This is a genomic window from Marinobacterium ramblicola (assembly GCF_019084545.1).
Classification (GTDB): domain Bacteria; phylum Pseudomonadota; class Gammaproteobacteria; order Pseudomonadales; family Balneatricaceae; genus Marinobacterium_D; species Marinobacterium_D ramblicola.
Genome location: NZ_JAHREP010000011.1, coordinates 45,665 through 67,719, shown reverse-complemented (window position 1 = coordinate 67,719; position 22,055 = coordinate 45,665). Strand labels below are relative to the sequence as shown.

Genomic DNA, 22,055 nt, shown 5'->3' with positions numbered 1-22,055 from the left:
CTACCACCGACCGCACGCCTTATCCCATCTTCGGCAGATCCCTGCCAACCAGAAAAGATCGGCGACAACTCCATAACAACGCTGGGTTTACCCAGACGCCTTTTCTGCCCCGGCAGAATGCGCATCCGACGGTCGATCCGCCCGCGCCAGCAACGAATAGTTGACCGGCACCAGCAGCAGTACCACCAGCATCGAAAAACTGAGTCCGCAGACGATACTCACCGCCAACGGTCGCAGCATCTCGGCTCCCTCACCAAATCCGACCGCCAACGGCATCATCCCCACTACCGTGGTCAGGGTGGTCATCAGGATCGGTCGCAGCCTTAACCGCGCCGCCTCGGCTATCGCCTCGTTGCAGCTCATGCCGCGATCCCGTGACAGCTCGATATACTCCACCAGCACGATGGCGTTATTGACCACGATGCCGGCGAGCATGATCAGGCCCAGCCAGACCGGCATCGACAGTGGCAAACCAAGCAGGTTGATCCCCACCGCCACGCCGATCAGGCCGAACGGCACGCTGGTCATGATCACCAGCGGGTTGCGCAGCGACTCGTACTGCACCGCCATCACCACGAACACCAGGAACAGTGCCAGCGCCAGCAGGATGCGGCTGGTCTGCTGCCCCTGCTGCAGCGTCTCCAGGCCGCCGCCGTCATACAGGGTGTAGCCGGGCGGCAGTTCCAGCTCCGCGGTGACCTCGGCGATGCGCTGATAGACACCGCCCAGGGTGGCGTCCTCGGTCAGCGAGGCGCTGATCTCGACGATACGCATCTGCCGATCGCGCTTGATCTCGGCCGGGGTGCGAGTCAGCTGCAGGTCAGCCACGCTGCCGAGGTAGACCGGCGGACGTCCCGCACTGCCGGGAAACAGTAGAATCGATTCCAGATCCTGCGGCGTCGAGGCTTCCTCGCGCGGCAGGCGCAAGCGCACGTCGTAGCTGCTGTCGCCGTCGATGAAGTCGGTGATCACCCGTCCCTCCAACGCGATCGCCATCGCGTCGGACAGATCCTCCACCTCGAACCCGAGCGCCGCCGCGCGATCGCGGTCGATACGGATCTCCAGCTCCTGCTGCGTCTCCTCGCTGGACCAGCTCAGATTGCGCAGCCCCGGCACCCCGCTCAGGCGATCGACCACCTGCCGCGCCAACAGGTCCAGCTGTTGCAGATCCTGGCCGCTGATCCGCAGGCTGACATCATCATCGCCGCCACTGGTGCGCAGGCCACGGATGCCACGCTGGCGCATCCGCACCTTGAGACCGGCGAACTTGAGTGCGTCGATCTCCTGAGTGACCCGCCGTATCCACTCGTCGGAGCTGACCCTGCGTTGATTCAGCGGTGCCAGCTGGACCTGAATCCGGGCGCTGTTGCTGCGTTCGCTCGCCGAGCTGCCGAACACGGCGCCACCGCTGGTGGTGAAGACCGAGTGGGTTTCCGGCTGCCGGCGAATCAGCTCCTCGATCCGCACCACCCGCCGGTCCAACTCATTCAACCGGGTACCGGGGTCGGCGGTAATGTACATATAGATCTCGCCGTTATCGAGCGGCGGCAGGAACGCCTGCTTGCCGCTGAGGAAGGTGGGCAACGCCAGCCCCAGCATCAGCAGGAATGCCAGCAGGGTGATCAGCCGCGCCTTCAACACCACCAGCACCAGCTTTGCATAGCGCTCGCCAAGCCGCGCCATCAGACCGTCGATAAAGCGTCGTACCCGCCCCTCCTCGACCGTATGCACCCGTGCCGCCAGCGCCGGCACCAGGGACAGCGCAATCACCATCGAGGCCAGGATCGCCGCCGAGATGGTGAAGATCAGTTCCCGAAACAGCAGCCCGATCAGGCCACCGATAAACAGGAACGGCAGTACCGCGGCCAGGTTGGTACTGGTCGAGGCGATGATCGCCGAGTTGACCTCGGCCGCCGCCACCGCCGCATCGCGGCCGCGATGCTCGCCCATGCGCTGGTGGCGGTAGATGTTCTCCAGCATGACGATGGTGTTGTCCACCAGCATGCCGACGCCAAGCGCCAGGCCGCCGAGGGTCATGATGTTCAGGGTCAGCCCGCCGAACCCCATCAGCACGAAGGTGACCATCACCGCAATCGGGATGGCACTGCCGATGATCAGCGTGCGACGCAGATTGCCGAGGAACAGGTAGACCACCGCCATCGACAGCAGGGCGCCGCTGATCACCGCCAGCGTCGAGTTGTTCAGTGCCTGACGTACGAACACCGACTGATCGGACACCGGCACGATCTCGATATCCTTGGGCAGCTGGTTATTGCGTTCCAGCCAGTCGAGCTGACCCTGCACCGCATCGGCCACCGCCACGGTATTGGCGGTAGGCTGCTTCTGAATCGACAGTTTTACCGCCGATACACCGTCGGCGCGGATCCTGATCCGCTCCTCCTGATGGGTGTCGAGCACCTGCGCCACCTCGCCAAGGGCCAGGGTGCTGCCATCCTGCAGCCGCAGCGGCAGCTGTGCCAGCGCCTCCACCGACTCAAAACGGCCGCTGATCTGCCCGGCCAGCTCCTGCTGGCTCATGCGCAGGCGACCGGCCGGATCCTGGCGGTTGCCGCGCTCGATGGCATCAATAATATCCTGCATCTCCAGCCCGAGCCCGGCCAGGCGCTGTTGATCGGGCAGGATCTGGATCTCGCGTACCAGACCACCGCCCACCTCGACCGCCGCCACGCCGGGCAGGTTGATGAACCAGTTGGCCAGGGTGTCCTCGCTCCAGCTGCGCAGCTCCACCGGGTCGCGCAGCGGCGAGCTGATAGCGAACTCCATCACCGGGATCTGCGCCGGATCGAGCTTGAAGATCACCGGGTTATCCACCGTGTCGGGCAGTTGACGCCGAGCCCGGTCCAGCCGCGTACTGGCATCGCGCAGGGCGATATCGATATCCTTGCCGTAGGGGAAAGCCAGATCCACCGAGCTGCGCCCCTGCTCGGTCTCCGACTGGATCGACACCGCGTCCTCGGTGATCGCCAGCTGCTCCTCCAGCACCTTGGTCACCTGATCCTCCATCACCCGTGCCGGTACGCCGGAGTCGGCCACGCGAACGCGGATCTCCGGGTAGATCAGGTGCGGCAGCAGATCCACCGACAGCCGCCCCAGCGCAAATACGCCGAGCACGATCACCGCCAACGCGATCATCGTCACCCCGACCGGATGGCGGATCGACCAGCCGGCCAGGCCGCCGCCATGTCTCAGCAGGTCATGCAGCTCATTGCTCATCGCTGCCGCTCTCCTGATCTGGCGCGAGGCTCACCACCTCGACCTGCTGCCCCGGCACCAGACCGAGGAAGCCACGGGTCACCACCCGCTCACCCGACACCAGGCCGTCCAGGATCTCGATGCGATCGGCCAGGCGGCTGCCGGTGACCACCTCACGTCGTACCACCTCTCCAGCCTCGTTGACGATGTAGAGGAAGCTGGCGGTGTCGAAGCGGAGCGCACTGAACGGTACCAGCAGGCGCTCGCGGGCGGCGGTCTGCAGCTGCACGCGCACGAACTGACCCGCCCTGGCCCCTTCAGGCACCGGGTCCAGGCGGATCTCCAGCGTGCCGCGCCGGGTCACAGGATCGACCTGGGGATAGATCCGGCTGACCAGCGCCGGCTTGGGATCGAAGCCCAGCGCGTCGATGGTCACCGCCACCGAATCGCCCTGTTTCAACTGCGCCAGGATCAGCTCGGACAGGCTGACATCGACCACCAGCACCTCGGGATCGGCCAGCGTCAGCAGATGGTCGTAACGTTCGGCGACATTGCCCGGCTCGCTCATCCGCGCGGTGATGACGCCGGCGAACGGCGCCACGATCTCGGTGTAGGAGAGCCGGGTCTGCAGCAGCTCGAGATCGGCACTGGCCACCTCGGCCTCGGTCTCCCGCCGCAGCAGCTCCTCACGCGATACCAGGCGGTTGGCGGCCAGCTCACGCAGCCGGGCCAGATTCTGCTGCGCCTCGCGCAGGCTGGCGCGCGCCCGGTTATATTCCGAGCGCAGCAGCCGATCGTCGAGCTTGACCAGCAGCTGACCCGCCTCGACCCGATCGCCCGGATACCAGGGCAGCTCAGTGATCTGCCCCGCCTCCTGGGTGTGGATCTCCACCTCGCGCAGGTGGCGCAACGTCCCGCTGCGGCTGCGCTCCAGCGCCACCCGCGTCGGCTCCACCTGAACCACCTCAACCAGGTGCGCCTTGCTACCGCCCGGCCTGCCGCCACTCGGCGGTGTGTCCTGACCACAGCCGATCAGCGCCAGTCCGGCAACAAAACAGAGCACAACGGTGCGCTTCATACTGAACAACTCCTTGGGCGAATGCCTTTACCCCGCTAGGCGGTGGCCGGCAACTCCTGATCCATCTTCAATCGCTGCAGCGCCAGCTTCAGTGCCTCGAAACAGCGGGCATCGATGGCGGTGCCGACCTCCTGATGCATGATCTCCAGCGCCTTCGGCACCGGGATCGGACCCCGATAGGGACGGTCGGCGGTGATCGCATCAAAGATATCGGCGGTAGTGATAATACGGGTTTCCAATGCTATCTCCTCGGCGCCGACACCACGGGGATAGCCCTTACCGTCCAGACGCTCGTGGTGCGCCGCGGACACCCGGGCCAGCTCGGAGAAGGCACTGATGCGGGAGAGGATCTCTTCGGTAAAACGTGCGTGATCCCGCATCGCCACCCACTCCTGATCATCCAGCCTGCCGGGTTTGTCAAGGATAGAGTTACTGACACCCAGCTTGCCGATATCGTGCAGCAGCGCACCGCGCTTGAGCCAACGCCGTCGTGCCGGGTCGATCTCCAGCGCCTCGGCGATCAGGTCGGTGTACAGTCCCACCCGCTCACTGTGACCGGCGGTATAGGGACTTTTGGAGTCGACCACCTGGCCGAAGGCCGCGGCGATCTCATCCATATAGTCGTCGTCCAGCGGGATCTCGGCATGGGCCGGTTCCAGCGACAGCACCCGAGCGGCCAGCGCCTCATCCTGCAGCGCGGACCAGAATCCGGCGTCGTGCGCCACCTGCTCCAATGCGTCGACCAAACTTGGATCGAACCAGCTGCCACGGCGTGTGCGCACTTCGTCCAGAGCGGATGCGGCTCCGCCTCCAGCCTGGAATACATCGACCACCTGCGCCAGCAGTGCGATGCGCGCATAGAGCGGGATCGCCTCGCCGGCAATGCCGTCGGGTTTGCCCTGCCCGTTCCAGTGCTCATCGAGGGCGTGAATTCCCGCAGCCACCGGCTCGGGGAAACGCAGCTGGCGGGCGATGGCGGCTCCGCGCTCGCAGCGGGTCTGGATCAGCTCCGTGGCCAGCTCCTCGCCATTGCGGATGATGTTGAGCAGCGAGCGGAAACGCTCGGCAACACCGGCCGTCAGCCCGGTGTGCCCCAGCACGAAGCGCACCACCTGCGACAGGCTGCCGTCCACCTGCTTGAAGTCACGTTTGAAGCGCAGATCGTCGGTTTGATACAGCTCGCAGATGCGTGCGGCATTGCTGCTGCAGCCCAGATCCTTGAGCAACAGGGTGTAGTAGAGCTCCCAGCGCTGCTCGGCCGGCATCCCGATCTGTTCGGCGATCCGCATGCCGATCCAGCAGCAGCGCATGCAGTGGCCAGCCGGTTGCCCCTCGGTCATATCCAGTGCATGGCTGAGTGCGGCGATCAGCTCAGCCAGCTTGAGACCGCCGACGGTATCGAAGCGTTGCATTCCCCCTCCTCAGAATAGATCGTCCCCCACTCTCTATACGTAGCGACAAAATGATCGGATCGACCCTCCTTGCTCTATCCTGCCCGACGACGCACGGGGTGGGAAGCGGTCTTTACTCAGTCACCGATCAGGCTGAAGCCCTTTGCACAACGAACAAGGGCGGCCCATGGGCCGCCCTTGTCGAAACAGGTCAATTCAGTTGACCTTGGCGTCCAGCTTGCCGGCCTCGTAGGCCACCGCCATATCTTCCAGCGAGATCGCCTTGATCTTGCTGGCATTGCCGGCGGTGCCGAAGGCTTCATAGCGGGCGATGCAGATATCGCGCATGGCGCTGATGGTCTCCTTGAGGAACTTGCGCGGGTCGAACTCGGACGGGTTCTGCGCCATGAAACGACGCACCGCTCCGGTTGACGCCAGGCGCAGGTCGGTATCGATGTTGACCTTGCGCACGCCGTACTTGATCCCCTCGACGATCTGCTCCACGGGCACACCGTAGGTTTCCGGGATCTCGCCACCGAACTCGTTGATGATCGCCAGCCACTCCTGCGGTACCGAGGAGGAGCCGTGCATCACCAGGTGGGTGTTGGGGATGCGGGCGTGGATCTCCTTGATGCGGCCGATCGCCAGGGTGTCGCCGGTGGGCGGCTTGGTAAACTTGTAGGCACCGTGGGAGGTACCGCAGGCGATCGCCAGCGCATCCACGTTGGTGGCCTTGACGAACTCGGCGGCCTCGTCCGGGTCGGTCAGCATCTGGTCGTGGGACAACACGCCCTCGGCACCGATACCATCCTCTTCACCGGCCATGCCGGTCTCCAGTGAGCCCAGGCAGCCCAGTTCACCCTCGACGGAGACACCGCAGGCGTGCGCCATCTCGACAGTGCGACGGGTCACGTCCACGTTGTACTCGTAGCTGGTCGGGGTCTTGCCGTCGGTGCCGAGGGAACCGTCCATCATCACCGAGGAGAAACCGAGGGCGATGGAGCGCTGGCACACCGCCGGGCTGGTGCCGTGGTCCTGGTGCATGCACACCGGGATATGCGGAAACTCTTCGATCGCCGCCAGGATCATGTGCTTGAGGAAGTTGGAGCCGGCGTATTTGCGTGCCCCGGCGGACGCCTGCACGATCACCGGCGAGTCGGTCTTGGCCGCCGCTTCCATGATGGCACGCATCTGTTCCAGGTTGTTGACGTTGAAGGCCGGGATGCCGTACCCCTGTTCGGCTGCATGGTCCAGCAGCTGTCGCATGGAGATCAGTGCCATGGTGTCACCCTTTTAATTTGGTTAATCAAAAATTCTGTTCTGCTTGGTACGTTTGACTCATGCGGGCACAGGTCGAGTCTGCTCAGGGACGCTGTGAATACCTCCCTGTACGCTTCGACCGCCGCTTCCCTGCGGCGGACGACCCTGAACAGACCCGACCTGTACCCTTGCCCCGGCTTGTGTGCCATCGGCCTTGATCTGTTTACTGCCCGCGCTGCTCCAGCATCGCCACCGCCGGCAGGGTCTTGCCCTCGACGAACTCGAGGAAGGCGCCGCCGCCGGTGGAGATGTAGGAGACCTTGTCGGCGATCTCGTACTTGTCCACCGCCGCCAGGGTGTCACCACCGCCAGCGATGGAGAAACCTTCACTCTCGGCGATCGCCAGCGACAGGGTCTTGGTGCCCTCGCCGAACTGGTCGAACTCGAACACGCCCACCGGGCCGTTCCAGATAATCGTCTTCGCGCCCTTGAGCAACGCCGCCAGGTTGGCCGCCGACTGCGGGCCGATATCGAGGATCATATCGTCCTCTGCGACATCATCGACCGATTTGACGGTAGCTTCGGCCGACTCGGAGAACTCCTTGGCCACTACGACATCCACCGGCAGTGGAATGTTCACTTTTTCCATCAGCGCCTTGGCGGTGTCGACCAGATCATGCTCGCACAGCGATTTGCCCACCGGCTTGCCCGCCGCAGCGAGGAAGGTGTTGGCGATACCACCACCGACGATCAGCTGGTCGCACTTCTCCGACAGAGCGTTCAGAACTTCCAGTTTAGTCGACACCTTGGAACCGCCCACAATGGCGGCCATCGGCCGGGCCGGGTTGTCCAGCGCCTTGCCCAGTGCGTCCAGTTCGTTCGCCAGCAAGGGACCTGCACAGGCGATCGGCGCAAACTTGCCGACACCGTGGGTCGAAGCCTGGGCGCGGTGCGCGGTACCGAAAGCGTCCATCACGTAAACGTCGCACAGCGCTGCCATCTTTCTGGACAGCTCCTCGTTGTCCTTCTTCTCGCCCGGATTGAAGCGCACGTTCTCGAGCAGCACCAGCTCGCCCTCGTTCAGCTCGAAGCCGCCGTCGAGCCAATCCTTGACCAGCGGCACCTGACGACCCAGCAGCTTGCCGATATGCGCGGCAACGGGTGCGAGAGAGTACTGTTCGTCGTATTCACCTTCGGTCGGCCGTCCCAGGTGCGACATCACCATCACCTTGGCGCCCGCTTTCAGCGCCAGCTCGATGGTCGGCAGCGAGGCGCGGATGCGCGCATCGGAGGTCACCTGGCCATTTTTCACCGGAACGTTGAGATCTTCACGGATCAGCACGCGCTTGCCCGCCAGATCCAGTTCGCCCATCTTCAGTACGCTCATCGCAGTTTCCCGTTAGTCTGTATAAGTTGTTATAAAACGCGTAAGCCGAACCGCCCGCGGGCGGCTCAGCGCAGATGCAGCCAGTGCTGGGCCACATCCAGCATCCGGTTGGCGAAACCCCATTCATTGTCGAACCAGCACATCAGTTTCAGCATCCGCTCGCCGGCGACGCGGGTCTGGGTACCGTCGACCACACCGGAGCGCGGATCGCGGTTGAAGTCTACCGAAGCGTGGGGCTCCTCGGTATAACCCAGAAGTCCCAGCAGCGGACCCGACTCGGCTGCCGCACGCATCAGCGCGTTGACCTCCTCGGCGCTGGTATCACGCCTGAGGTTCAGCGACATATCCATCAGCGAGACGTTGATCGTCGGCACGCGCACATGCAGGCAGCGGAAACGCCCTGCCAGTTGCGGCAACAGCCGGTCGATGCCGCGGTCGAGCCCGGTATCCACCGGGATGATCGACTGCAGCGCACTGCGGGTCAGGCGCAGGTCGGTGCGGTGGTAACTGTCGATCACCGGCTGGTCGTTCATCGCCGAGTGGATGGTCGTGGTCACGCCGTGCTCGATACCGAAATGGCGGTCGAGCAGGTCCAGAATCGGGATCACGCAGTTGGTGGTACAGGAGGCCGCCGAGACGATACGATCCGACGCTTTCAGGCTATGCTGATTGACGCCGCAGACGATGGTGGCATCCACGTCGGCCTGCGCCGGCTGGGAGAACAGCAGGCGCGCGGCACCGGCGGCCAGATGCTGCTCCGCCATGGCACGGCTGCTGAACGAGCCGGAGCACTCCAGCACCAGATCCACGGCCAATTCGTCCCAAGGCAGTTTCCTCGGGTCCTCCTGGTTCAGCACCCGAATACGGTCGTCGGCGATCAGCAGCGACTCGCCGTCATTGCTGACCGGCAGCGGAAAGCGACCGTGGGTGGTGTCGTAACGGGTCAGGTAGGTCACCGTGTCGATATCGGACAGCTCGTTCAGCGCCACCAGCTGCAGCTCATGCTGCAGGCCGCGCTCATAGATCGCGCGCAGAACGCTCTGACCTATACGCCCGTAACCGTTGATCGCAACCCGATAGGCCATACCGTTGTTACCGAACCAGAATCTTAAGAGGTGGTAGCGGAAACGGGGCGACTGAGCGCCGCCCCGGATACATCAGATCAGCGCCTTGGCCTGACCGACGACCTTGTCGACGGTGAAGCCGAAGTGCTTGAACAGCTCGCCGGCCGGGGCCGATTCGCCGAAGCTGCGCATGCCGATGATGGCGCCGTCGAGGCCGACATACTTGTACCAGAAGTCGGCGTGAGCCGCTTCGATGGCGATACGTGCGGTCACGCTAGGCGGCAATACGCTGTCGCGGTACTGCTTGTCCTGGGCATCGAAGCGCTCGGTACAGGGCATGGATACGACGCGCACACGACGCTGTTCGGCGCGCAGAGCTTCAGCGGATTCTACCGCCAGTGCCACTTCGGAGCCGGTGGCGATCAGGATCACTTCCGGTTCGCCATCGCAATCGCTGAGGATATAACCGCCACGCAGCACATCGTCGAGCTGGGCTTCGCTGCGCGGCTGGGCCGGCAGGTTCTGACGGGAGAAGATCAGCGCGCTCGGGCCGTCGGTGCGCAGTACGGCGGCTTTCCAGGCGATGGCGGATTCCACCGCATCGCAGGGACGCCAGGTGTTCATGTTCGGGGTCTGACGCAGGTTGGCGATTTGCTCGATCGGCTGGTGAGTCGGACCGTCTTCGCCCAGACCGATGGAGTCGTGGGTGTAGACGAAGATCACCCGCTGCTTCATCAGCGCGGCCATACGGACGGCGTTACGGGCATACTCCATGAACACCAGGAAGGTGGCACCGTAGGGGATGAAACCACCGTGCAGCGCGATGCCGTTCATGATCGCGCTCATGCCGAACTCGCGTACGCCGTAGTACAGGTAGTTGCCGTTGGCGTCTTCGCGGCTGACACCCTTGGCGCCGGACCAGAGGGTCAGGTTGGAGCCGGCCAGGTCGGCGGAACCGCCGAGGAACTCCGGCAGCAGCGGACCGAAGGCGTTCAGTGCGTTCTGCGAGGCCTTGCGGGAGGCGATGTTCTCGCCCTTGTCGGCCACTTCCTTGATCCAGGCATCGGCCTTCTCGACGAAATCGGTGGGCAGCTCACCGGACAGGCGGCGCAGCAGCTCGTCGGCCAGATCCGGGTAGGCGCTACGGTAGGCGGCCAGACGCTCGTTCCACTCGTTCTCGGCGTGGGAACCGGCTTCTTTCGCGTCCCACTCGGCGTAGATCTCGGCAGGGACTTCGAACGCCGGGTAGTTCCAGTTCAGCTGCTTGCGGGCCAGCGCGATCTCGTCGTCACCCAGCGGCGCGCCGTGGCAGTCCTCCTTGCCCTGCTTGTTCGGTGCGCCGAAACCGATGATGGTCTTGCAGCAGATCAGGGTCGGACGCTCCTGGTTCTCACGCGCCTGCTCGATGGCAGCGCGGATCTGGTCGGCGTCGTGCCCGTCGACAGCGCGGATCACCTGCCAGCCGTAAGCTTCGAAGCGCGCCGGGGTATCGTCGGTGAACCAGCCTTCCACTTCGCCGTCGATGGAGATGCCGTTGTCATCCCAGAACGCGATCAGCTTGCCCAGCCCCAGGGTGCCGGCCAGAGCGCAGGCTTCGTGGGAGATCCCCTCCATCATGCAGCCGTCGCCCATGAAGGCGTAGGTGTAGTGATCGATGATGTCGTAACCTTCACGGTTGAACTGTGCCGCCAGCACCTTTTCGGCGATCGCCATGCCCACGGCGTTGGTGATCCCCTGGCCCAGCGGACCGGTGGTTGTCTCGACACCCGGTGCGTAGCCGTACTCCGGATGACCCGCCGTCTTGGAGTGCAGCTGACGGAAGTTCTTCAGATCGTCGATGCCGAGGTCGTAGCCGGTCAGGTGCAGCAGGGAGTAGATCAGCATCGAGCCGTGGCCGTTGGACAGCACGAAGCGATCGCGGTCGAACCAGTGCGGGTTGCTCGGGTTGTGCTTGAGGAAATCGTTCCACAGCACTTCGGCGATATCCGCCATACCCATCGGGGCACCGGGGTGACCGGATTTGGCTTTCTGAACGGCGTCCATGCTCAACGCGCGGATCGCGTTGGCAAGTTCTCGACGAGAGGACATTTACTCTACTCCTGGGCCTGGCCCAATCTGCGGGTGAGAAGATCAAAAATGAAGGGCGCAATTTTCGCGCAGAAAACACTCAGCTTCAAATCCAATTGACCCGATTTGAGCCAAATTCATCCCTTATTGGGAAAAATTTCATGCGCTTTGCACCATCCGATTATGCTTTCCGCGCTCAGGGCCGTTAAAATGCCGGTTTTGAATCCCCGTTCGGCGCCGAATCGACCGCCGTCAACACACACGTTTTAAGGGTCCTGTGTACCGATGAGCGAATACAGCCTGTTCACCTCCGAGTCCGTGTCCGAAGGGCATCCGGACAAAATCGCCGACCAGATCTCCGATGCGGTGCTCGATGCCATCATCGCCGAGGATATGCACGCCCGCGTGGCCTGCGAAACCATGGTCAAGACCGGTGTCGCCATTGTCTCCGGCGAGATCTCGACCACCGCCTGGGTCGACCTGGAAGATCTGGTGCGCAAGGTGATCTGTGATATCGGCTACACCTCCTCCGATGTGGGCTACGACGGCGAAACCTGCGGCGTGCTCAACATCATCGGCAAGCAGTCGGTGGATATCGCCCAGGGCGTCGATCGCAGCAAGCCGGAGGACCAGGGTGCCGGCGACCAGGGGCTGATGTTCGGCTACGCCAGCAACGAGACCGACGTGCTGATGCCGGCGCCGATCACCTTCGCCCACCGCCTGGTGGAGCGTCAGGCCGAGACCCGCAAATCCGGCCTGCTGCCCTGGCTGCGCCCGGACGCCAAGTCCCAGGTCACCTGCCGCTACGACCACGGCAAGCCGGTAGCGATCGATGCCGTGGTGCTGTCCACCCAGCACAACCCTGACGTGTCCCAGGCCGACCTGCAGGAAGCGGTGCAGGAGCTGATCATCAAGCATGTCCTGCCGCCCGAACTGCTGCATAAGGGCACCCAGTATCACATCAACCCGACCGGCAAGTTCGTCATCGGTGGTCCGGTTGGCGACTGCGGTCTGACCGGACGTAAGATCATCGTCGACACTTACGGCGGCATGGCCCGTCACGGTGGTGGCGCGTTCTCCGGCAAGGACCCGTCCAAGGTGGACCGCTCCGCCGCCTACGCCGGTCGCTACGTGGCCAAGAACATCGTCGCCGCGGGCCTGGCCGACCGCTGCGAGATCCAGGTCTCCTACGCCATCGGCGTCGCCGAGCCAACTTCGGTGTCGATCAATACCTTCGGTACCGGCAAGATCAGCGATGAGCGGATCATCCAGCTGGTGCGCGAGCATTTCGATCTGCGCCCCTATGCGATCACGCGCATGCTCGACCTGCTGCACCCGATGTACCAGCAGACCGCCGCATACGGGCACTTCGGTCGCCAACCCTTTGAAATGACGGTGGGTAACGACACTTTCACCGCCTTCCCCTGGGAAAAAACCGACCGTGCCGAGATGCTGCGCCAAGAGGCTGGCCTCTGAGGCCGGTTAGGTCTAGACTGCTTCGAACCCGGCCAGTGTGCCGGGTTTTTTATCCCGACCGTCCGCGGTCGTGGAGAACAATAAAAATGGACAGTGGAGGCTGACAAACCGGCCTCTATTCGGGCCGCCCAATTCGACCCGCAGGAGCCAAGCTACCGCCGATGCGTAACAACAGACCCTTGCTATCGCTGAGCCATTTCAGTATCCGGCGTAAGCTGCTTTTGCTGGTCTCCCTGTCATTGTTCAGCATCCTGATCTCCACCGCCCTCGCCGCCCTGCTGCACCGAAACGATCTGATCGACGCCCGCCAGGACGAGATTCGCAGTGTCGTCGAGGCCACCGCCGGCACCATCGCCGACCTCCACGCGCGCTTTACCGCCAACCAGATGACCCATGACGAGCTGATTGCCCAGGCACGTACCTATCTGGACAGTGCCCGTTACCGCCAGGGCAGTTACCTGTTTCTGCTCGACGCCTCAGGGATGATGATCAGCGACGCCGGACGCCCGGAACTCGAAGGCACGGACATCTCCAACCTCAGGGACAGCCGGGGGGTGGGGCTGCTCACCGACCTGTTAACCCAACTGGGCAACCGCAACGAGGTGTTCTGGCGCTATCACTGGGCGGTCAGCGACGACCAGGGGCAGCTCGGCGGCGAAAGTGCCAAGGTCAGCTATGTCACGCGCATACCCGGTAGCAACTGGTTACTCGGTTCCGGCGTTCACCTGCAGGATATCGACCGCCAACTGATGGAGCGCTTGCTGACCCTGGCGATCCTGATGCTGATATTGCTGTTACTCACCCTGGCCACCGCGCTGGTGATCGCCCATAACATCAGCAACCCCATTGCCCAGCTCTCTCAGACGGCACGCCGGCTCGGCGAGGGGCATCTGGAGGGGGAGGTGTGCGGAACGCACCGCGGGGATGAGCTGGGCACGCTGGCCCGCGCCATCGAACTGCTGCAAAGCCAGGCCCAGGACGCGCTGCGCCTGCGCAAGCTGAGCGAACACGCCCGCTTCCTGGAGGAGTTCGATCCGGTCACACGGTTGTACAACCGCCAGGCGCTGGGCGAAGCACTGGAGCGTGAGATCAGCCGCCAGCAGCGCCATGACTCGCGCCTTGCGGTGCTGGTGATTCGCCTGGTGCTGCTGCGCGAGATCACCACCCAATGGGGACGGGAGTGCAGCAACCGGGTGTTGAACCTGATCGTCGAGCGCCTGCGACCCCACCTGCGGGTTGACGATGTTCTGGCGCGCCACGGCGAAGACACCCTGACGCTGATCCGCCCCGAGGCTGGCGACGATGAAACGTTGAAAGCCCTGCTAAGGGAGCTGCTCGACACCATCGCCACCCCGGTATCGGTGGACGGCCAGCCCTTCACCCTGCACGGCCGCATCGGGGTCAGCCTCTATCCCGGCGACGGCGATCAGGAGTTTCAGCTGATCGGGCGTGCCGAAGAGGCACTGCGTTCGGCACGGCGCGACGAGCGCGATTGGGTCTGGTTCAACGCCCTGACCACCGCCCCGGTCGACCAGCGCCTGACCCTGTGGCAGGATATTCAGGTCGCACTGGAGCAGGACCAGTTTTTCCTCGTGTTCCAGCCGATCTTCAATCTGAGCAGCAACCAGCCGGTCAGCGCGGAGGTGCTGCTGCGCTGGCGCCACCCGCAACAGGGGCTGATCTCCCCGGCGGTATTTATCCCCTTTGCCGAACAGACCGGTCTGGTCAAGCGCATCGACCTCTGGGTGCTCAACGCCGTCGCCCGCCAACTGCACCAGTGGTACGAACAGGGCTTGAGCATGCCCAGGCTGGCGCTGAACCTGTCAGGTATCAGTTTCCTGCGCCCCGATTTCGAGCAGTTGCTGAACACCGCCTTCTGCGGCGACCTGAAGCTACTGAAGCATCTGGAGCTAGAGCTGACCGAAGGTGTGTTGATCGAGGATATGGAGCGGATCCAGGAACAGATCGATGCGGTACGCCAGCTTGGCGTCCAGATCTCGATCGACGACTTCGGTACCGGCTACTCCTCGCTGAGCCGGATTCGCAACCTGGATATCGACCATATCAAGATCGACCGCAGCTTCATTGACGATATCGAATCCAGTCCGCAGAGCTGCAAGATCATCGAGGCGATCCTGCATCTGGCGCACGGTTTGCGCCTGAAAGTGGTCGCCGAGGGGGTCGAAACCGAAGCCCAGCTGCATGAACTGCGGCAGATGGGCTGCGACCTGGTGCAGGGCTACCTGCTCAGTCGCCCGCTTGAGCGCAGCGATTATGAAGCCCTGCTAAACGAGGATCTGGAGATCGACGCCGACATCCTCTGATCGCCATACACACGATAACGGTTGCGTAGATCATCCACCATCCACTACTATCACTGTATAAATAACCACCTATAGAGCCGGAATCCATGCCTCACTCCGTAGCAAGAGAGCTGATTGACCGATACTGGGACTACTCCCTGCCGGTAAATCCTGCCCGGATTGCCGAACGCATGGGAATTCAGGTGGTAACGGAATCCGACAGTTCCATCAGCGGGAAAGCGGAGATAACCCCCGACGGAGCGTTCATCAGCTTCAACCCGAACGATGCCGAAGTCCGGCGGCGTTTTACGCTGGCTCATGAACTCGGTCACCTCGCGCTGAACCACGTAACGCCGAGTTCGCCCTGCCTGCGAGACCCGTCGCAAAACTTCAGCCTGAGCAACTACGACGCAAAGGAATCCGAAGCGAACCGCTTTGCCGCCGAACTGCTGATGCCTGCAAAAGCGATCGAGATACTGATCGAGAAACGCGACATAACCGATTTTTCCGAACTGGCTCGTCAGTTCAATGTGTCCCTGCTGGCGATGGAATATCGTCTGAAGAATCTTGGATGGATACGATAGATGGCAAATGAAAGGGACGACGATTTAAGCAGTGACGCGCATCTAAGCTCTATCCCCGAGATCGATCTTAGCGAGGATATAAACAATCTTAGCAAGGATATCGAAGAAGCTCGGACGGAGCGCAAACACCGACGCTGGTTTCGGTTGTTCTCCTTTGGATTTGGCTGGACGATAGTCATCGTCGCCTACTGCCAAGCCTATGGCTTCGTAGACAACCTCGCAGTCCACCTGACCCCGGCACAACTGACCTCCGCTGCTGCAGATCCTCGGCAAGCCATTCCCTCCGGCTTGAACGCAGCCACCGACACAACAACTCAAACCAAACAAAGTGCACCGGTTCAAGACGCGACTCGTACCAAGGTCAAGCCAACGGAAACACGCCACATCTTCGCCGACCTGACACCGCTGCTCGTCACCACGTTGGTACTGCTGTTCCTGCTCCCGACCTCCATCACCGTGGCCCTGCTGCGTTTCTCCTTCAGTAACGGCAACGACAAGGGGGACGAGAAGGGTTCACCGTCAATCACAACACCCTCTCTGGAAACCCTGAAGGAATTTCTGAGCGAAATAAGAGCGTGGTTTAAACGGGGGTGATACTCCCGACGCCGCATCCATAAGGATGCCTGCCGGCCGGCACCGCGCTTTAGAGGGGGGGTGCCGATCGACAGATGAAGCCGGCACCGTACTTTCCGAAGGGCGATGCGGTCGGGTCTGGCTGACCCTCCGCGCCAGGGAGGGCGCGGCGGAGCCCCCATGGACGGGTTTAAGGCGTGTCAGACAGGCCCAACCTCATCGGCCTGAACAATCCTGTCATAACCTGAGGATAGTGCGATTGCCCTGCACCCGCTCCATAACACTCCGCTGCCGTAGCGGCTTATGGCATAATCCCCCTATTTGGCCAACAGACGAACCCTATGCGAATTCCCCGCGTTTACCATCCCGGCACGCTGACCAGCGGCGCCTGTATCGAGCTGGATGACAACGCCTTCAACCACTGCATCAAGGTGCTGCGTCTGGGTGAAGGCGCTTCGCTGACCCTGTTCAACGGTGACGGTCGCGAGTACCCGGCCGAACTGCTCGAGGTATCGAAAAAGCGGGCGATGGCCAGCATCGGCGAGAGCTGCGAACCGGGACGGGAGTCGCCGCTGCAGTTGATCGTCGGCCAGTCGATCTCACGCGGCGAGCGGATGGATTACGCGATCCAGAAAGCCACCGAACTCGGCATCGCCCGTATCTGTCCATTGTTTACCGAGCGCTGCGAGGTGCGCCTGAATCAGGAGCGCCAGGAGAAGCGCCAGCGCCACTGGCAGCAGATCGCGATCAGCGCCTGTGAACAGAGCCAGCGCTGCAAGGTGCCGGCGATCGACGAACCGCAACCGCTGTCCGACTGGCTCGGCAGCGTCGAGGCGGAACTAAAACTGGTGCTGCACCATCACACGGCCGAACCACTGGGCAATCTGCCCAAACCCGCGTCGGTGGCATTGTTGATCGGCCCCGAGGGTGGTCTGACCGAAGAGGAGGTCGCCCAGGCGCTGGACGCCGGATTCAGACCTGTGGCCTTTGGCCCCCGGGTGATGCGCACCGAAACCGCCCCGGTTGCCGCCGCCGCGGTATTGCAGTATCTCTGGGGCGATTTGGGCTAACTCAGACTATAGGATGACCAGATGACGATTAAAGTCGGTATCGTGATGGACCCGATCGAGTCGATCACCTTCAAGAAAGACACCTCGCTGGCCCTGCTCTGGGCCGCCCAGCGCAAGGGTTGGGAGCTGCACTACATGGAGCAGCGCCATCTGTTCCTGCGCGACGGCGTGGTGCAAGCCAGGATGGCACCGCTGCGCGTGGCGATGGATCCACAGAGCTGGTTCGAGCGCGACGACTACCAGGTCCGTCCGCTGGCCGATCTCGACGTGGTGCTGATGCGCAAGGACCCGCCGTTCAACAACGAGTTCATCTACACCACCCACCTGCTGGCCCTGGCCGAACAGGAGGGAGTACTGATCGTCAACCGCACCCAGGCGCTGCGCGACTTCAATGAAAAACTGTTCGCCACCCACTTTCCCCAGTGCTGCCCGCCGGTGCTGGTCACCCGCGATGAGCAGCTGCTGCGCGCCTTCCATGCCGAGCACAAAGACGTGATCCTCAAGCCGCTCGACGGCATGGGCGGCGCGTCGATCTTCCGCATCACCGAGGATGGCGTCAACCTGGGTGTGATCATCGAGACCCTGACCGATCATGGCGCGCAGACCATCATGGCACAGAAGTACATCCCCGAGATCGTCGATGGCGACAAGCGCATTCTGATGATCAACGGCGAGCCTGTGCCCTACGCCCTGGCCCGCGTCCCCCTGGCCGGTGAAACCCGCGGCAACCTGGCCGCCGGCGGACGCGGCGAGGGCCGACCGCTGACCGACCGCGACCGCTGGATCGCCGAGCAGGTCGGCCCAACCCTGCGCGAAGAAGGCCTGCTCTTCGTCGGCCTCGATGTGATCGGTGACTACCTGACCGAGATCAACGTCACCAGCCCCACCTGTCTGCGCGAGCTGGATGCCCAGTTCGGCCTGGATATCGGCATGCAGCTGATGGCGGTGATCGAACAGAAGCTGGCAGGATCCTGATACCGAGATGATGAAGCGAGAGAAACCGACATTGATCGACTGGCGCGAGCATAGCGTCGAGCGTTTTGGTTTCTTTCTGTTTCTGGCCGCCGCCCTGCACGGTGTTCTGGCGCTGGCCCTGAGTTTCGAACTGCCCGCACCACCACCGCTGCCGCATACGCTGGATATCACCCTGGCCCAGCACCAGCAGGAGCAAGCCCCGGAGAAAGCCGACTTCATCGCCCAGAGCAACCAGCAGGGCAGCGGCAGCAGCGAGGAGAAGCGCACGCCCACAACCACCGAGCAGGCCCTGTTCACCAGCGACGACGCCAAGCCTCAGTCGGCCCAAGCCGCCCCTGTACCACCGACGCCGAATCCGGAGCCAGTGGAAGCCACGCCACCGACGCCCGAACCGCCAGCCCCCAAGCCCGCGGTGACCGAACGTAGCGGCGGTCAGCAGGTGGTCACCACGACACAGAAGGTGAAAGCCAAGGCTGCGACACAAAACAAGCAGCAGAGCGCCGCCAAGCCGCAACCGAAAACCGGCAGCTCAACCTCGCTGCTGGCCCGCAGCCTGGAGATCGCCAACCTGCAGGCCCAGCTCGACAACGAACGCCAGGCCTATGCCAAGCGCCCGCGAGTACACCGCCTCAGCGCTGCCTCGACCCTGTCGCACGAAGATGCGATCTACCTGGACAACTGGCGACGGCGAATCGAGAAGGTGGGCAACCTGAACTACCCGGAGCAGGCCCGGCGCGAGAAGATCTACGGCGTGTTGCGGCTGCTGGTGGCGATCAAGCCGGATGGCAGCGTCGAGCATGTCGAGATCCTGGAATCCTCCGGTCATGCGATTCTGGATGACGCGGCGATACGCATCGTACAACTGGCGGCTCCCTTCCAACCCTTCCCGGTGGAGATGAGAAAACGTGCCGACCGTCTTGAGGTGATTCGTACCTGGAAATTTGAGAAACAGGCCCGCGTGTACTAATTGTTAAGTAACTAATCTATTGCCGATCCACCCAAGCCAGGGGTCGCTCTATGGCGCCTACAACCGGCCTGCGCAATCAGTTTCTGCTATCGATGCCCCACCTCGAAGACCCCAACTTCGCGCAGACCCTCACCTATATCTGCGATCACAGCGAATACGGCGCCATGGGCCTGATCATCAACCGCAGCGCCGGCATCCCACTGCAGGAACTCCTCAGCCACCTGGAGCTGCAGACGGTCGACGCGCAGCGCTGCCAACAACCGATCTACACCGGGGGCCCGGTGCACGAGGACCGCGGCTTTGTGCTGCACCAGATGGACGGCACGGCCACACCCTGGCTGTGCACCTACGAGGTCACCCCCGAGATCGGCCTCACCACCTCTCTGGATATTCTTGAAGCGATCGCCAAGGGCACCGGACCCAGCGAGTTTCTCGTCGCCCTCGGTTATGCCGGCTGGGGCCCCGGCCAGCTCGAAGCGGAACTCAGTGAAAACCTCTGGTTAAGCTGTCCGGCCAATTTCGATATAATGTTCCGGATGCCGGCCGAGGATCGACTCCAGGCCGCCGCATCAGTACTCGGAATCAATCTGAATCTACTGACGGCCAACGCCGGACATGCCTGAGCGCGCATACTATCGATGAGCTGTAACAATCTGCAGGTGATGGGTTTTGACTTCGGCACCACCCGTATCGGCGTGGCGATCGGCCAGTCCGTTACCGGCACCGCTTCCCCTCTGGAACCCCTGCGCGCCCAGGAGGGTAAACCGGATTGGCCCGCACTCGACGCGCTGGTCCAGGAGTGGCGCCCCGATGCCCTGGTGGTGGGTCTGCCGCTGAATATGGATGGCAGCATCAGCGAGATGGCGCGCCGCGCGCGCAAATTCGCCAACCGCATCCAGGACCGCTATCAGCTCCCCTGCTTTCTGATCGACGAGCGACTTACCACCGCCGAAGCCAAGCGGCTCCATCTCGACGCCGGCGGCGGCAGCAACTTCAAACAGGAATCGGTCGACGGCATCGCAGCGAGACTGCTGCTCGAAGACTGGTTCGGCAGCGATACCCGCATACCAAGTCATACCCGACTGGAGGATCTCTATGCTATCGGGAACCCTTAGCGTCGACGCGCTGCTGGAACGGATCTGCAGCGAAACCAAGGCGCAGATCGACCAGCGTCACCTCGACACCCCCATGATGATCGGCATCCGCACCGGTGGTGCCTGGATCGCCGAGCATCTGCACCGTGAGCTCGGCCTGGAAACACCGCTGGGGGTTCTCGATATCTCCTTCTACCGTGACGACTTCACCCAGGTGGGCCTCAACCCCAAGGTGCAGCCGTCGCAGCTGCCCTCTGCCGTCGAAGGTCGCCATATTCTGCTGGTCGACGATGTGATCATGACCGGCCGCACCATCCGCGCGGCGCTGAACGAGCTGTTTGACTACGGTCGTCCCGCCTCGGTGATGCTGATCACCCTGCTCGACCTGCAGCGCCGGGAGCTGCCGATCCAGGCCGACGTGGTCGGCGGCACCCTGGCCCTGGGCGCGGATCAGTCGATCAAACTCAACGGCCCCGACCCCCTGACCCTGACCATCCGCCAGCGCGACTGAGGCTATAGCGAGAGACCGCCATGTCTGACCTGATCAACACCTGTCCGATCCAACTGACCGACGCCGGCCAGCTGCGCCACTGCCTGACCACCGAGGGTCTGCCGCGTTCGCTGCTGACCGAGATTCTCGATACCGCCGACTCCTTCGTCGACATGAGCGAACAGCAGGTCAAGAAGGTGCCGCTGCTGCGTGGCAAGACCGTGGTCAACCTATTCTTCGAAGCCAGCACCCGTACTTTGTCCACCTTCGAACTGGCGGCCAAGCGTCTCTCCGCCGACGTGCTCAATCTGAATATCAGCACCTCATCGACGAAAAAGGGCGAGACCCTGAAAGATACGCTGATGACCCTGCGCGCCATGCACTCGGACATGTTCGTGGTACGCCACTCCGATTCCGGTGCGGCGCACTTCATCGCCAGCCAGGTCACCCCAGACGTGGCGGTGATCAACGCCGGCGACGGTCGCCATGCCCACCCGACCCAGGCGATGCTGGATATGCTGACGATCCGCCGCCACAAGGGCGAGTTCGAACCGCTCAAGGTCGCCATCGTCGGCGACATCCTGCACTCGCGTGTGGCCCGCTCGCAGATCCACGCCCTGCGCACGCTGGGCGCCGCCGAGATCCGTGTCATCGCGCCACTGACCCTGCTGCCGCGCAACATCGAATCGATGGGCGTCAAGGTGTTCACCGACATGGCGAGAGGTCTGCGCGATGTGGATGTGGTGATGATGCTCAGATTGCAGAAGGAGCGCATGGACAGCGCCCTGCTGCCGAGCGAGTCGGAGTTCTACAAGCTCTATGGTCTGACCACGGACAAGCTGGCGTTTGCCCACCCTGAGGCGATCGTCATGCACCCTGGGCCGATCAACCGTGGCGTGGAGATCGAATCCGCCGTCGCCGACGGTCCACGCTCGGTGATCCTGGACCAGGTCACCAACGGCATCGCCGTGCGCATGGCGGTGATGTCGATGGCGATGAGCGGTCAGCTGGCCGACAAAAATACCCAACCCGACGCCGACAACCTCAACGCATAAGGACCGAG

Annotated in this window: 18 protein-coding genes; 11 read left to right on the top strand and 7 right to left on the bottom strand. The window is 62.9% G+C overall.

Annotation, left to right across the window (positions count from 1 at the left end; all coding sequences use genetic code 11):
* Nucleotides 1-87: 87 nt before the first annotated feature.
* From KQ940_RS10125 to tkt, 7 genes are all read right to left on the bottom strand, one after another.
* A complete protein-coding gene (locus KQ940_RS10125; protein WP_217413438.1) occupies nucleotides 88-3,234 on the bottom strand; it encodes an efflux RND transporter permease subunit in 3,147 nt (1,048 codons plus the stop codon).
* Entirely contained in the window at nucleotides 3,224-4,291 is a 1,068-nt protein-coding gene (locus KQ940_RS10120; protein ID WP_217413436.1) for an efflux RND transporter periplasmic adaptor subunit, read from the bottom strand. Before KQ940_RS10120 ends, KQ940_RS10125 begins: the two co-directional genes overlap by 11 nt.
* Nucleotides 4,292-4,326: 35 nt before the next feature.
* On the bottom strand, nucleotides 4,327-5,703 hold the full coding sequence (locus KQ940_RS10115) for an HD-GYP domain-containing protein (RefSeq protein ID WP_217413434.1): 1,377 nt from the start codon (nucleotides 5,701-5,703) through the stop codon (nucleotides 4,327-4,329).
* 195 nt (nucleotides 5,704-5,898) lie between these two features.
* Entirely contained in the window at nucleotides 5,899-6,963 is a 1,065-nt protein-coding gene (gene fba / locus KQ940_RS10110) for a class II fructose-bisphosphate aldolase (protein ID WP_217413433.1), read from the bottom strand.
* A gap of 202 nt (nucleotides 6,964-7,165) precedes the next feature.
* On the bottom strand, nucleotides 7,166-8,329 hold the full coding sequence (locus KQ940_RS10105; protein ID WP_217413432.1) for a phosphoglycerate kinase: 1,164 nt from the start codon (nucleotides 8,327-8,329) through the stop codon (nucleotides 7,166-7,168).
* Between the two features lie 65 nt (nucleotides 8,330-8,394).
* Nucleotides 8,395-9,414 (bottom strand): type I glyceraldehyde-3-phosphate dehydrogenase, encoded by a 1,020-nt coding sequence (locus KQ940_RS10100; RefSeq protein ID WP_217413431.1) that lies wholly within the window; start codon nucleotides 9,412-9,414, stop codon nucleotides 8,395-8,397.
* Nucleotides 9,415-9,486: 72 nt separating this feature from the next.
* A complete protein-coding gene (gene tkt, locus KQ940_RS10095) occupies nucleotides 9,487-11,481 on the bottom strand; it encodes a transketolase (protein ID WP_217413430.1) in 1,995 nt (664 codons plus the stop codon).
* 264 nt (nucleotides 11,482-11,745) lie between these two features.
* Between tkt and metK the strand changes: the two genes are divergently transcribed.
* The 11 genes from metK (at nucleotide 11,746) to KQ940_RS10040 (ending at nucleotide 22,047) form a co-directional block, all read left to right on the top strand.
* Nucleotides 11,746-12,936: a methionine adenosyltransferase gene (metK, locus tag KQ940_RS10090; protein WP_217413429.1), complete on the top strand. Its 1,191-nt coding sequence runs from the start codon at nucleotides 11,746-11,748 to the stop codon at nucleotides 12,934-12,936.
* Nucleotides 12,937-13,097: 161 nt separating this feature from the next.
* Nucleotides 13,098-15,260, top strand: a complete 2,163-nt coding sequence (locus tag KQ940_RS10085; protein ID WP_217413428.1) for a putative bifunctional diguanylate cyclase/phosphodiesterase — start codon at nucleotides 13,098-13,100, stop codon at nucleotides 15,258-15,260.
* Nucleotides 15,261-15,346: 86 nt separating this feature from the next.
* Nucleotides 15,347-15,823, top strand: coding sequence for an ImmA/IrrE family metallo-endopeptidase (locus KQ940_RS10080; RefSeq protein WP_217413426.1), 477 nt, complete (start codon nucleotides 15,347-15,349; stop codon nucleotides 15,821-15,823).
* On the top strand, nucleotides 15,824-16,417 hold the full coding sequence (locus tag KQ940_RS10075; protein ID WP_217413424.1) for a hypothetical protein: 594 nt from the start codon (nucleotides 15,824-15,826) through the stop codon (nucleotides 16,415-16,417).
* Between the two features lie 320 nt (nucleotides 16,418-16,737).
* Nucleotides 16,738-17,466 (top strand): 16S rRNA (uracil(1498)-N(3))-methyltransferase, encoded by a 729-nt coding sequence (locus KQ940_RS10070; RefSeq protein WP_217413423.1) that lies wholly within the window; start codon nucleotides 16,738-16,740, stop codon nucleotides 17,464-17,466.
* Nucleotides 17,467-17,487: 21 nt separating this feature from the next.
* A complete protein-coding gene (gene gshB / locus KQ940_RS10065) occupies nucleotides 17,488-18,441 on the top strand; it encodes a glutathione synthase (protein WP_217413422.1) in 954 nt (317 codons plus the stop codon).
* A gap of 7 nt (nucleotides 18,442-18,448) precedes the next feature.
* Nucleotides 18,449-19,408: an energy transducer TonB gene (locus KQ940_RS10060; RefSeq protein ID WP_217413421.1), complete on the top strand. Its 960-nt coding sequence runs from the start codon at nucleotides 18,449-18,451 to the stop codon at nucleotides 19,406-19,408.
* 50 nt (nucleotides 19,409-19,458) lie between these two features.
* Nucleotides 19,459-20,031 (top strand): YqgE/AlgH family protein, encoded by a 573-nt coding sequence (locus KQ940_RS10055; RefSeq protein WP_217413420.1) that lies wholly within the window; start codon nucleotides 19,459-19,461, stop codon nucleotides 20,029-20,031.
* A 15-nt stretch (nucleotides 20,032-20,046) separates the two neighbouring features.
* Nucleotides 20,047-20,523, top strand: coding sequence for a Holliday junction resolvase RuvX (gene ruvX, locus KQ940_RS10050; RefSeq protein WP_217413418.1), 477 nt, complete (start codon nucleotides 20,047-20,049; stop codon nucleotides 20,521-20,523).
* A complete protein-coding gene (gene pyrR / locus KQ940_RS10045; RefSeq protein WP_217413417.1) occupies nucleotides 20,504-21,013 on the top strand; it encodes a bifunctional pyr operon transcriptional regulator/uracil phosphoribosyltransferase PyrR in 510 nt (169 codons plus the stop codon). The genes ruvX and pyrR overlap by 20 nt, the downstream gene beginning before the upstream one ends.
* Before the next feature lie 20 nt (nucleotides 21,014-21,033).
* Nucleotides 21,034-22,047 carry an aspartate carbamoyltransferase catalytic subunit gene (locus KQ940_RS10040; RefSeq protein WP_217413416.1) on the top strand — a complete coding sequence of 338 codons (1,014 nt, stop codon included), beginning with the start codon at nucleotides 21,034-21,036 and terminating at the stop codon, nucleotides 22,045-22,047.
* The last annotated feature ends 8 nt before the right edge of the window (nucleotides 22,048-22,055 follow it).

Coding starts and splice junctions, on each gene's coding strand:
- KQ940_RS10125 (WP_217413438.1), bottom strand. CDS start 3,234: ATGAGCAATGAGCTGCATGACCTGCTGAGACATGGCGGCGGCCTGGCC.
- KQ940_RS10120 (WP_217413436.1), bottom strand. CDS start 4,291: ATGAAGCGCACCGTTGTGCTCTGTTTTGTTGCCGGACTGGCGCTGATC.
- KQ940_RS10115 (WP_217413434.1), bottom strand. CDS start 5,703: ATGCAACGCTTCGATACCGTCGGCGGTCTCAAGCTGGCTGAGCTGATC.
- fba (WP_217413433.1), bottom strand. CDS start 6,963: ATGGCACTGATCTCCATGCGACAGCTGCTGGACCATGCAGCCGAACAG.
- KQ940_RS10105 (WP_217413432.1), bottom strand. CDS start 8,329: ATGAGCGTACTGAAGATGGGCGAACTGGATCTGGCGGGCAAGCGCGTG.
- KQ940_RS10100 (WP_217413431.1), bottom strand. CDS start 9,414: ATGGCCTATCGGGTTGCGATCAACGGTTACGGGCGTATAGGTCAGAGC.
- tkt (WP_217413430.1), bottom strand. CDS start 11,481: ATGTCCTCTCGTCGAGAACTTGCCAACGCGATCCGCGCGTTGAGCATG.
- metK (WP_217413429.1), top strand. CDS start 11,746: ATGAGCGAATACAGCCTGTTCACCTCCGAGTCCGTGTCCGAAGGGCAT.
- KQ940_RS10085 (WP_217413428.1), top strand. CDS start 13,098: ATGCGTAACAACAGACCCTTGCTATCGCTGAGCCATTTCAGTATCCGG.
- KQ940_RS10080 (WP_217413426.1), top strand. CDS start 15,347: ATGCCTCACTCCGTAGCAAGAGAGCTGATTGACCGATACTGGGACTAC.
- KQ940_RS10075 (WP_217413424.1), top strand. CDS start 15,824: ATGGCAAATGAAAGGGACGACGATTTAAGCAGTGACGCGCATCTAAGC.
- KQ940_RS10070 (WP_217413423.1), top strand. CDS start 16,738: ATGCGAATTCCCCGCGTTTACCATCCCGGCACGCTGACCAGCGGCGCC.
- gshB (WP_217413422.1), top strand. CDS start 17,488: ATGACGATTAAAGTCGGTATCGTGATGGACCCGATCGAGTCGATCACC.
- KQ940_RS10060 (WP_217413421.1), top strand. CDS start 18,449: ATGATGAAGCGAGAGAAACCGACATTGATCGACTGGCGCGAGCATAGC.
- KQ940_RS10055 (WP_217413420.1), top strand. CDS start 19,459: ATGGCGCCTACAACCGGCCTGCGCAATCAGTTTCTGCTATCGATGCCC.
- ruvX (WP_217413418.1), top strand. CDS start 20,047: ATGAGCTGTAACAATCTGCAGGTGATGGGTTTTGACTTCGGCACCACC.
- pyrR (WP_217413417.1), top strand. CDS start 20,504: ATGCTATCGGGAACCCTTAGCGTCGACGCGCTGCTGGAACGGATCTGC.
- KQ940_RS10040 (WP_217413416.1), top strand. CDS start 21,034: ATGTCTGACCTGATCAACACCTGTCCGATCCAACTGACCGACGCCGGC.